This is a genomic window from Pseudophaeobacter arcticus DSM 23566 (genome assembly GCF_000473205.1).
Lineage (GTDB): Bacteria > Pseudomonadota > Alphaproteobacteria > Rhodobacterales > Rhodobacteraceae > Pseudophaeobacter > Pseudophaeobacter arcticus.
Genome location: NZ_KI421507.1, coordinates 101,403 through 113,393, shown reverse-complemented (window position 1 = coordinate 113,393; position 11,991 = coordinate 101,403). Strand labels below are relative to the sequence as shown.

General features: G+C 56.6%; 3 protein-coding genes, 3 tRNA genes and 3 rRNA genes. 2 read left to right on the top strand and 7 right to left on the bottom strand.

Annotated features, from left to right (window positions below; all coding sequences use genetic code 11):
• Positions 1–68 precede the first annotated feature (68 nt).
• The 6 genes from ARCT_RS0104610 to ARCT_RS0104580 all read right to left on the bottom strand — a co-directional run bounded on the left by ARCT_RS0104610 (position 69) and on the right by ARCT_RS0104580 (position 6,120).
• Positions 69–145, bottom strand: a tRNA-Met gene (locus tag ARCT_RS0104610).
• A 210-nt stretch (positions 146–355) separates the two neighbouring features.
• A 5S ribosomal RNA gene (gene rrf / locus ARCT_RS0104605) occupies positions 356–470 on the bottom strand.
• Between the two features lie 275 nt (positions 471–745).
• Positions 746–3,610: ribosomal RNA gene (locus ARCT_RS0104600) — 23S ribosomal RNA — on the bottom strand.
• Positions 3,611–4,169: 559 nt separating this feature from the next.
• A tRNA-Ala gene (locus ARCT_RS0104590) sits at positions 4,170–4,245 on the bottom strand.
• A 21-nt stretch (positions 4,246–4,266) separates the two neighbouring features.
• Positions 4,267–4,343 (bottom strand) — tRNA-Ile (locus ARCT_RS0104585).
• Positions 4,344–4,656: 313 nt separating this feature from the next.
• A 16S ribosomal RNA gene (locus ARCT_RS0104580) occupies positions 4,657–6,120 on the bottom strand.
• Together the 16S, 23S and 5S rRNA genes with 3 tRNA genes alongside form the textbook arrangement of a ribosomal RNA operon.
• 877 nt (positions 6,121–6,997) lie before the next feature.
• On the opposite strand from ARCT_RS0104580, the gene ARCT_RS0104575 reads away from it, so the two are divergent.
• Positions 6,998–7,867: a glycosyltransferase family 2 protein gene (locus ARCT_RS0104575; protein WP_027239008.1), complete on the top strand. Its 870-nt coding sequence runs from the start codon at positions 6,998–7,000 to the stop codon at positions 7,865–7,867.
• A gap of 15 nt (positions 7,868–7,882) precedes the next feature.
• On the opposite strand, the gene ARCT_RS0104570 is transcribed toward ARCT_RS0104575, so the two are convergent.
• Positions 7,883–11,092, bottom strand: a complete 3,210-nt coding sequence (locus ARCT_RS0104570; RefSeq protein WP_027239007.1) for a 2Fe-2S iron-sulfur cluster-binding protein — start codon at positions 11,090–11,092, stop codon at positions 7,883–7,885.
• Positions 11,093–11,169: 77 nt separating this feature from the next.
• Between ARCT_RS0104570 and ARCT_RS0104565 the strand changes: the two genes are divergently transcribed.
• Positions 11,170–11,958, top strand: coding sequence for a LuxR family transcriptional regulator (locus ARCT_RS0104565; RefSeq protein WP_027239006.1), 789 nt, complete (start codon positions 11,170–11,172; stop codon positions 11,956–11,958).
• Positions 11,959–11,991 lie beyond the last annotated feature (33 nt).

Sequence of the window (11,991 nt, the reverse complement as noted above, 5' to 3'; positions counted from 1 at the left end):
GCATATAGCAGCAACGCGTAAAGCCACCCGTAGGTGGCTGCAAGTATCTGTTATTGATATGTAAATTTTGGTTGCGGGAGTAGGATTTGAACCTACGACCTTCAGGTTATGAGCCTGACGAGCTACCGGGCTGCTCCATCCCGCGACAGTATTCTTGTCCTATCGCCTATTGGCTACTTGAGGACATATGTTTGTCCTATCGCCTATCGGCTACTTGAGGACCTTATGTTTGGGCTATCGCTTTCGCTAGTTAAGCCCTTTGTTGTCTTTACCGTTAGGTTTAGAGACGATTGTTCCTTCAGTGATTTGGTATCTGAAGGNTATTTTATCGTTTAGAGTTTTTGGATTTTACTAGGTTTGGCAGTGACCTACTCTCCCACGCCTTAAGACGCAGTACCATTGGCGCAAAGGCACTTAACTTCCGGGTTCGGGATGGGACCGGGTGTTTTGCTCTCGCTATCGCCACCAAACCAAGAAAAATCCAAGAACCTGCGGTTCTTGGATTTTTTTTGGTTGGCGGTCGGCAGGGTATTTGCTTTAGCAAATGCCCGAGAGACCGCGCCCCAGTTATGTCACGAGGACATTTCCAAGATCGCAGGGAAACAATCAACACTGACGACGTTACGCAAGTAAAGTCTGTCAGGCAGCAGGCAGAGTATTTGCATTGCAAATGCACGTTGCTGCACCTTTGTTATGTCACAAGTCAATTGGTGCTTATTTGGTTCTTGGCTGTCTATTACTAGATCAGATCAAGCCAATCGGGCGATTAGTACCAGTCAACTGAACGTGTTACCACGCTTACATCTCTGGCCTATTGACGAGGTGGTCTACCTCGGCCCTCAGGGATACCTTGTTTTGAGGGGGGCTTCCCGCTTAGATGCCTTCAGCGGTTATCCTGTCCGAACATAGCTACCCAGCACTGCCGTTGGCACGACAACTGGTCCACCAGTGGTTCGTTCACCCCGGTCCTCTCGTACTAGGGGCAACTCCTCTCAAGTATCCTACACCCACGGCAGATAGGGACCGAACTGTCTCACGACGTTCTAAACCCAGCTCACGTACCTCTTTAAACGGCGAACAGCCGTACCCTTGGGACCTGCTCCAGCCCCAGGATGAGATGAGCCGACATCGAGGTGCCAAACACTGCCGTCGATATGGACTCTTGGGCAGTATCAGCCTGTTATCCCCGGCGTACCTTTTATCCGTTGAGCGATGGCCCTTCCACTCGGGACCACCGGATCACTATGGCCGACTTTCGTCTCTGCTCGACTTGTCAGTCTCGCAGTCAGGCTGGCTTTTGCCATTGCACTCAACGAGCGATTTCCGACCGCTCTGAGCCAACCTTCGCGCGCCTCCGTTACGCTTTAGGAGGCGACCGCCCCAGTCAAACTACCCGCCACGCAGGGTCCCGGATCCGGATAACGGACCGCGGTTAGACATCAAGAGTGCGAAGGGTGGTATCTCAAGGGAGGCTCCACCGAGACTAGCGTCTCGGTTTCGATGCCTACCACCTATCCTGCACGTCACAATCCTGATGCCAGTGCGAAGCTGTAGTAAAGGTGCACGGGGTCTTTCCGTCTAACCGCGGGAAGCCTGCATCTTGACAGGCAATTCAATTTCGCTGAGTCGATGTTGGAGACAGCGGGGAAGTCGTTACGCCATTCGTGCAGGTCGGAACTTACCCGACAAGGAATTTCGCTACCTTAGGACCGTTATAGTTACGGCCGCCGTTTACCTGGGCTTCAATTCAGAGCTCTCACCCCTCCTTTTAACCTTCAGGCACCGGGCAGGCGTCAGACCCTATACGTCGTCTTGCGACTTCGCAGAGCCCTGTGTTTTTAATAAACAGTCGCCACCCCCTGGTTTGTGCCCCCGGATTCCACTTGCGTAGGACCCGGGCCTCCTTCTCGCGAACTTACGGAGGTATTTTGCCGAGTTCCTTCAACATCGTTCTCTCAAGCGCCTTGGTATTCTCTACCAGTCCACCTGTGTCGGTTTAGGGTACGATCTTATAGAGGGGCTATTTCCAGGAACCGCTCAGCTGCTCATTCAATCCAATAAGGATGAACAACACCCGCGATCCGTCACCACCTCATGGCCCAGGAATATTAACCTGGTTCCCATCGACTACGCCTTTCGGCCTCGCCTTAGGGGTCGGCTTACCCTGCTCAGATTAGCTTTAAGCAGGAACCCTTGGACTTTCGGCGAGAGTGTCTCTCACACTCTTTGTCGCTACTCATGTCATCATTCTCGCTAGTGATCTCTCCACGGGATCGCTCACGCGCCCGCTTCATCGAAAGGATTTATGTCTGTGCTACCGCTTCGCTACTTGAGCACGTTTGACCGCGCCCTCATATCTCAGCGATAAAGCAGACAAAATCCTGTGTCACACTACGCTCTGCTACCATGCACTATGTGCATCCTCAGCTTCGGCTCATGGCTTGAGCCCCGTTACATCTTCGCCGCAGGACGTCTTAATTAGACCAGTGAGCTGTTACGCTATCTTTAAAAGATGGCTGCTTCTAAGCCAACTTCCTGGTTGTTTTGGACATCCCACCTGCTTTCCCACTTAGCCATGAATTAGGGGCCTTAGCTGGAGGTCAGGGTTGTTTCCCTCTCCACTACGGACGTTAGCATCCGCAGTGTGTCTGCCGTATAGTACTCCCGGGTATTCGGAGTTTGGTTAGGATCAGTAAGACGGTGAGTCCCCATTACCCATCCAGTGCTCTACCCCCCGGGGTATTCGTACGACGCTCTACCTAAATAGATTTCGCAGAGAACCAGCTATCTCCGAGTTTGATTGGCCTTTCACCCCTAGGCACAGCTCATCCCGATCTTTTTCAACAGATGTGGGTTCGGTCCTCCAGTGCATGTTACTGCACCTTCAACCTGGCCATGCCTAGATCACTCGGTTTCGGGTCTGATCCCACGAACTCATTCGCCCTATTAAGACTCGCTTTCGCTGCGCCTACACCTAACGGTTTAAGCTTGCTCGTGAGACCAAGTCGATGACCCATTATACAAAAGGTACGCTGTCAGGCCGCAAGGGCCCTCCAACTGATTGTAGGCGTTCGGTTTCAGGTACTGTTTCACTCCCCTCGTCGGGGTGCTTTTCACCTTTCCCTCACNGTACTGGTTCACTATCGGTCAGTAAGGAGTACTTAGCCTTCGAAGGTGGTCCTCCGATCTTCAGACAGAATTTCACGTGTTCCGCCCTACTTAATACGTCCTCTCATGCTTCGAATACGGGACTATCACCCGCTATGGTCCTGCTTCCCAACAGGTTCTTCTCACACTCAAGGCTCGGCTGGTCCCCGTTCGCTCGCCGCTACTAGGGGAGTATCAATTGATTTCCTTTCCTCCGGGTACTTAGATGTTTCAGTTCCCCGGGTTTGCTCTTATAAACCTATGTATTCAGTTCATAAGTACCTGGTTAAGAACATTATAAATTACCGAAGCAATTATAATGAACTTTCAGGTGGGTTGCCCCATTCAGAAATTCATGGATCAAAGCTTATTCTCAGCTCCCCATGACTTATCGCAGAGTATCACGTCTTTCATCGCCTCTTACTGCCAAGGCATTCACCAAACGCCCTTCTCGCGCTTGATCTGATCCAGAAATAGAGAGCCACGTTATTTGCGCTACCGCCTATTCGGCTACTTGAGCGCAGATATGATCTCCTGCCGCTTCGCTACTTGAGGACTTGATTAAGTCTCAAACACCGAGCGCCAAAACATCAATGGCAATCAGGATCCAGCCGCTGGTAAGTAGCCGGACCACAATCTCTGAACCAAAAAGCATACTTTCCCATGTTTGATGCCCTATCGCTTCGCTACTTGAGGGCCTGATGTCGGTCAGCCCCGTTATCCACACTGGCGTCAAACATATGTGGTTCCAAAACCTATGCGGAATTGGAACCGGGTTAGTGTACTTGACTTGGACAACTCTGTCGTTTCAAACCGGCATACTCATGGACGTCCGAGGAAACAGACGTGTTCATAAGCTCGCTGTGTAAAACCCGAAGATCTCACCCAGCACCAATCTGAGATCATCCCCACACTCGGGGCGATCAACAGTGTTGTTGATTGTTTCTCTCTTTACGATATCAATTCGTCCAATTGGACGGTTAAGAACTGCGCACAGTGCTTAACGATCTAATTGTCTGTAATGGTGGAGCCTAGGAGGATCGAACTCCTGACCTCCTGAATGCAAATCAGGCGCTCTCCCAGCTGAGCTAAGGCCCCATCTTAATCCCGAAGGATGAGTGGTGGGTCGAGGAGGACTTGAACCTCCGACCTCACGCTTATCAGGCGTGCGCTCTAACCACCTGAGCTACCGACCCGGTTTTCGATTTGCAAAGCAAATCAAAACCCGTGTGCGACAGGGTATTGCAAAGCAATGCCCGAGAGCAGCACTCAGTGGTTATGTCACCAGGCAGCGCCAGATAACGGCTGCTGCCGCGACTTGTCTGAAGAGATATGAGGACGGCTCGGTCCATGTTAGTGTCCTACCGCCTTGCGGCGACGTAAGGACCTAACTGATGTTGAACAGTTTTGATTACTGTTCATTGCTAAGTGTATCACGACTTTTATGCGCTACCGCTTCGCTACTTGAGCGCGTTGGTAACTCAACCAAGTATCTAGATACATCCTTAGAAAGGAGGTGATCCAGCCGCAGGTTCCCCTACGGCTACCTTGTTACGACTTCACCCCAGTCGCTGAACCCACCGTGGTCCGCTGCCCCCTCGAAAGGTTGGCGCACGGCCTTCGGGTAGATCCAACTCCCATGGTGTGACGGGCGGTGTGTACAAGGCCCGGGAACGTATTCACCGCGTCATGCTGTTACGCGATTACTAGCGATTCCGACTTCATGGGGTCGAGTTGCAGACCCCAATCCGAACTGAGACATCTTTTTGGGATTAACCCATTGTTGATGCCATTGTAGCACGTGTGTAGCCCAACCCGTAAGGGCCATGAGGACTTGACGTCATCCACACCTTCCTCCCGCTTATCACGGGCAGTTTCCCTAGAGTGCCCAGCCGAACTGCTGGCAACTAAGGATGTGGGTTGCGCTCGTTGCCGGACTTAACCGAACATCTCACGACACGAGCTGACGACAGCCATGCAGCACCTGTCACTTGGTCTCTTGCGAGAAAACCAGATCTCTCTGGCGGGCCAAGGATGTCAAGGGTTGGTAAGGTTCTGCGCGTTGCTTCGAATTAAACCACATGCTCCACCGCTTGTGCGGGCCCCCGTCAATTCCTTTGAGTTTTAATCTTGCGACCGTACTCCCCAGGCGGAATGCTTAATCCGTTAGGTGTGACACCAACAAGCATGCTTGCTGACGTCTGGCATTCATCGTTTACGGTGTGGACTACCAGGGTATCTAATCCTGTTTGCTCCCCACACTTTCGCACCTCAGCGTCAGTATCGAGCCAGTAAGCCGCCTTCGCCACTGGTGTTCCTCCGAATATCTACGAATTTCACCTCTACACTCGGAATTCCACTTACCTCTCTCGAACTCAAGATCAGGAGTTTACAAGGCAGTTCCAGGGTTGAGCCCTGGGATTTCACCCTATACTTTCTGATCCGCCTACGTGCGCTTTACGCCCAGTAATTCCGAACAACGCTAACCCCCTCCGTATTACCGCGGCTGCTGGCACGGAGTTAGCCGGGGTTTCTTTACCAGATACTGTCATTATCATCTCTGGCGAAAGAGCTTTACGACCCTAAGGCCTTCATCACTCACGCGGCATGGCTGGATCAGGCTTGCGCCCATTGTCCAAGATTCCCCACTGCTGCCTCCCGTAGGAGTCTGGGCCGTGTCTCAGTCCCAGTGTTGCTGATCATCCTCTAAAACCAGCTATAGATCGTAGACTTGGTAGGCCATTACCCCACCAACTATCTAATCTAACGCGGGCCGATCCTTCTCCGATAAATCTTTCCCCCGAAGGGCGTATAAGGTATTACTCACCGTTTCCAGTGGCTATTCCTTAGAGAAGGGCACGTTCCCACGCGTTACTAACCCGTCCGCCGCTCACTCCGAAGAGTGCGCTCGACTTGCATGTGTTAAGCCTGCCGCCAGCGTTCGTTCTGAGCCAGGATCAAACTCTCAAGTTGAAAAGCAATCGCTTGCTTATCCTTGACGTTCGAACCTCTGCACATCTCCAATACTCAGGGCCACCNTTGGGGGCAGGCCCATATGTTCACCCGGCTAAGGATTGAACACGCATTGGAAGTCATCTGTTTGATGTACACAGTTTTCATAAGAAAACAGTGAACCGTTCAAACAGTGAAGCTGACACTCTATCATCGCGCTACCGCTGCGCTACTTGAGCGCCGCAATATTACTAAGAGCGTTGATATACAGACGTTGATCCATCGAAACGAACCAAACCGCCCACATATCTCTTCAGTTATCATCAATGTCAAAGAGCAACACCCAAAGGCCAAAAACAAGACCACCGCGCCAATTCCTTAGCGCAACCGCCTCATCACACCCCCCAGATGCCCCGGTCTCTCCCGAGCGTCACAACCGTCTCTCCGGCCCGTCCGGCCGCCGAAGCAACCCACCAAACCGCGTCGCCGCTGCCGGTAGAGGGGGTTCTAGTGTTAACTCAACAAACCCGCAAGACCTAAATTACAAAATCAGTGCCTTTTTTCAGAAGAGAACTATTATTTAATATTTTCAATGCCTTAAGCCGATTCAATCTGGCAGAAAATTCTCGCTCCATACGACCTGCCCCCACAGGCACTGCAGCGTTTGCAGCCGGACCAAAGGGCTACTCTCAACATGTAGTTATTTGGCAACCGCCACCTACAAGACAACCCGGCGACTCGCCTGCTGTTCCCCCTCCTGTGAGTCGCTGGTGGGGGATGTCGAGTCGGTCAGAAGCGGTTCAGAAACCGGTCCAGGACGCCAGATCCGCGTTCAGGTCGTCCTGCTTTCTGATGAAACGCTCTTGGCGAGCGACTGCGGTGCTCGCATAGTGCGGGCATGAAAATCTGTGCACTCACCATGGTCTATAAGGACCACTGGGCTTTGGCCCAATGGTTTCGCCACTACAGCCGGCTGCTTGGCCCCGAGAATCTGTATGTTGTGTCCCACGGCGCGGATCCTTGCATTCAGGAGATTTGCCCCGGCGCTTCGGTGCTGACCATCCCGCGGGATCGCCTGCAGGGGTTTGACCATTGGCGGGGACGGATGCTGAATGGGTTTCAACAGGGCCTGCTGGAGATCTATGACTGGGTCATTCGAACAGATGCGGATGAGCTGATTTGCCTGGATCCCGCCCGCTGGGGATCGCTTGCCGACATGCTGGCCCAGCAACAGGCGCCTGCGCTTTTTGCGCTTGGGTTTAATCTGTTTGATTTCTCAGACGCAGAAGCTGACGCAGCCGAGGCCCCCAAAGCACCTGTCTTTGCCAGGACCCGCGCCGCCGTTTTTACCGGCCATTATAGCAAGGCCTGGGCGGTCCGCAGGCCCATCGGGCTGCGCCGTCATGGGATTCAGCTGCGCCCGGCACGGCTGGCACAGTTTCCCTTTGCCATGCCACGGGGGGTCTACCTTGCCCATTTGAAATATGCGGATGTCGCTGCCCTGTCGGCCATGACCGAGGTACGCCATGAGGTGGCCAATACCAAAGGCCCAGGCAGCCCCGGAAAGGCCTGGCAGCAGGCGGCAAAGGAAGCGGTGGACAAGCTTGCAGAGGCAGAGGCGCTGCCGCATCTGCCCTGGCAGGAGGCCGAAGAAACCGCCTGGAGCAGCCTGCAATCCCCGGTGCGGGACGAGGCCAGCTCTGTCCTGCGCTGCAAGAGCCTGCGGTTTCAGTTTCGAACCACACTTCCCAATTGGTTCGGCCACTAGGGCAGCCCCTGCCGCTTACAGGTCCACCTCGATGGTGCCATCCTTGTGGGCGGCCCGCGACTGGCACAGGATCACTGCATCCTTGCGCTGCGCTTTGGACAGCACAAAGTCGCGGTGCTCGACCTCACCGGACAACAGGCCACATTTGCACACGCCGCAAATACCGTCCGAACATTTCACGTCGATATGAACGCCGTTTTCCAGCAAGACATCGGTTGCGGTCTTGTCCGCAGGCACCTCAAGCACCCTGCCCGACCGGGCCAGTTTGAGGGTAAAGGTATGGTTTTCATACTCTGGCAGCTCTGGCACCGAGAAATACTCAAGATGGCGCGCCTCTTCGGGGAAGCCCTGCCGCTCTGCCGCCTGCATCACCGCCTCCATGTAGCGATCCGGCCCGCAGGTGTAGACATGCTGCCCCGGCGCGTAGCCTGCCAGCAGCAGATCCAGATCAGCCCGCGTACCCTCAGCCGAGACATGGATATGCACCCTGTCGGACCAGGGCATCTGCGCAAGATCCTGCAGATAGCCCGCCGCCGCCCGGTTGGAGATCGAGTAATGCAGCTCAAATTCCTGGCCCAGCGCATGCAGCCGATGCGCCATGGCGATCATTGGCGTCACCCCGATGCCACCGCCCATGAGGTAGGATTTTGCAGCCTCCTCTCTGAGCGGGAAATGGTTGATCGGTTTGGAGATAAAAATCTTGCGCCCCTCGGCAAAGATCCGGTGCAACAGCAGCGAGCCGCCGCGCCCGGCGTCCTCGCGCAGCACCCCGATCTGGTATTTGGAGCGATCCGCCGGGTCACCGGACATGGAATACTGGCGCAGGTATTCCGGCGCCACCACGATGTCGAGATGGGCGCCCGCCGTCCATTCCGGCAAGGGGGAGCCGTCCAGGCTTTGAAATTCGTATTTGGTCACCTCCGGGCTCATGGCGTCGACCCGCGACACCCGCACGCCAAGCACCGGGCTGTCCACATCACTGCTATAGCGGTGATCCCAGGTGCCGGTCTCTCCTTTGGCGCGGCGCGCCTTGTAGTCCTCGGCTGTGATCATCTGCTGGTAGGCTTCGATCCCGGCCTCGCGGTCCATCGGGAAGGGGTAGGGCCAGGGATGCGGCGCCAGATGCGCCGGGTAGACCGCCAGTGTCTGGTCCTCATACTTCAGATCCAGATCCTTTTGCAGGGCACGGGCATTTACCGGATGGCGTGTCGGGCGGTAGCCTCCGTCCTCTTGCATCTCCAGGTCCCACCACCATTTCTTGGCCGGGTTCATCTCGCCATTGCCCAGCGCATCGTCCAGTTTGGCCAGCACCGGCGCGGCCTGGGGAATATTCATCGCCGCCCAACGGAACGGGCGCTCGGCAAAGATGCCCTCCAGGTTCCAGGGGCAGGTTTTCATGCAGCGCCCACACATGGCGCCGCCCGGCGTGGTAATCCGGTAGGTGGTGCATTTCTGACTGTCGCTTTTCCAGATCTCATAGCCGTTGAACATCAGCTTGGGTCCGGCAGTGATCGCCCCCGAGGGGCATTCACGGGCGCATTTATTGCAGGCCTCGCAGAATTTCTGCAGGCCAAAGTCGATCGGTGCATCATGGGTCATCGGCATATCGGTACTCACCACGCCGGATTTCAACCTTGGCCCCAGAAAGGGGTTGAGGATGACTTCACCAATCCGGCTGACCTCTCCCAGGCCCGAGAGCAGCAGCAAGGGCGGCTGCAACACCTCGCCATCCATCACCGTATGGGCCTTGGCCTTGTAGCCCAAGTTGCGGATCTGGCGGGCAATGACACCGCCCAGCAGCGAGAACCGCAGATAGGCCCGCATCGACTGGGCCACCGCGATCCAGTCATCCCCCGAGGTGCCCTCGGTGGTGTCAAAGCCCTGATCGACAATCATGCTGATCGCCTGATCATGTTCGGGGTGGATCTCGGCGCCGGTGGCGTCATGGCTGTACCAGGTCCAGTCCGGGCAGCGGCTGATACCAACCGCATCAATGCCCAGCCAATAGCTGGCCGCTTTGATATTGGCAGCATTGCGCGCCGCATCGCTGGGGCGCGGGCCCCTGGCGGGCGTGCCATCCTGCAACAGCACAAAGGCGCCCAGCATCCGGCGCTGCGCCATCGACGGCGCTGCTTTGCGCACATAAAAGCCACCCGTGGCTGCCGTCTGATTGCCCTTTCCCATGTCCCCAAACTGGCTGCGGGCAAACATATCGGCACGTTTTGGCACCCGTGCCACATTGGGCTCATCTATATAGGTAGTGGGATCCGCCACCCGTTTCAGCGTTTCAAAGGGGTGCGGGCCATCCTTGAAATCGCGCGCCTTGAAGGGATCGCCATTCAGGGCAGAGCGCTGCGAGCCCAGCCCCAACCACCATTTTGGCCCCTTGAGCTGCACCATCGGCTGCTGATCCAGCGGCAGCAGCGGCCGGTCCATGGCGAGGTCAAAATCGGTGGTCACCACCGCCAGACCAAAGCGGTCCCCCAGATAGGGGCAAACCAGATGCCCCTCCTGCACCGTGACCAGCCCAGCGGCCACCGCCAACTGGTTGAGGTCCACATCGGACGAGGTGCCGGTATGGGCCTTGGCATCCCAGCCCAACAGCCGGATATAATTGGCCAGCACCACGGCGGTTTCGCTGGCACGCAGGCAGGCCCGGTGGCGGGCAGCCCCCTGGATCCACTCGGCGCCCTCTTCATCGACGCGCGGATCACGCGGCATGTCATAGAGAAAGACAATGGCGTGCTTATGATCGCCAATGGTGGTCGGCGGCGCCTGCATCGCCTCTTTGAGGTCGGCCATGATGTGATCAATGCCCGCCGCCAGCGTCTTTGTCTGGCGGGTTTTCAGATCCTCCGACAGCCGGTCAATATCCGGGTTGCGATAGGGCTGCGCCAGCCGGGCTGAGGCTGGCACCGGGCCGATCCCCACCATGGCCGCATCCGCGAAATAGCCAAAGGCCTTGATATGATCGGCGCGCTCCTGTGGATCACCGGGACAGCTGGCCTGTGCCTTGTTCACCAGCCCATCGCGCACCGCATCCATCATCGCCTGATACTCCCCCATCGCATTGATGATCGAGGCAGGCGCCGTGGGACGGCGGAACTCCAGCGGCTGCGCGGCAGGCACGGCACCAAGATCCGGCATCGGCCCGCGCACCAGTCGCTCCAACGGAAAGGGGCCCAGATGGATCGGGCGCTGCCGGGTTGAAAAGACTTTGGTCATGATGGCCGGGCCTCGCAGCTGGGATCTGTGGAAGTGGCTTGACTATTCCACAGTGACCGCGCCAGTCTGTCACCCGAATGAGTGACATCTTTCCGCCCAGGCCCCTCCCCCGTGACGGTGTTGCCGAGCTTGCAGCCGCCGTTGTGCGGCCGGATTTTGCCCGCCATCTGCTGCGCTACATTCGCACCGCGGCTGAGATTGCCAATTTTGGCACCTTCTATGTCCCGGACATGGCCCGCCCGACGCCCGTCCTGTCGATCTGGGCGGGCGAGATGAGCGGCTATTGGTTCAACCGGAATGCCAGCACGATCCTGAAGAACGAGCGCCTGATGCAGAGCATCCTGCAACGGATCCGTGCCGCCCAAACCGGCGGGCTGATGATCGAGCGCTGGCGCCCGAGCCCCGAAGATCCGATCAGCCCGATCTACGCCCGCGATCAGGTCATCGAACGGGTCACGGTCTCCTCCCTGAATGAGCGGGTTGGCTTTCAATCCTTCTTCTTGCGAGGCGAAAAATCCGGCTGGCTCTCTGACCAGGATATGCAGCGCCTGCAACAGGTTCTGCCACTGGCGCATGAGCTGATCGGGCTGCGCCACCGGATCGCCGGGGCCGCCGCCATTGGACAGGTGGCCAGTGGACGGGCGTCCGCCCTACGCGACCGGGATGCCGGTCCCTTTGGCGCCCTCACCCCGCGCGAGGCCGAGGTCTGTGATCTGGGGGTGCAGGGGCTCAGCGTGGCAGGCACCGCGCTGGAGCTGGGGGTCTCTGAGAACACCATTCGCACCCTGCGCCGCCGCGCCTATGGCAAGCTGGGCGTTCATTCCTCAACCCAGATTGCCACCCTGATCCTCAATGCCATGGACTGAGGGCCTGAGCTGAGCTGAGGGCCTGGGCATTGA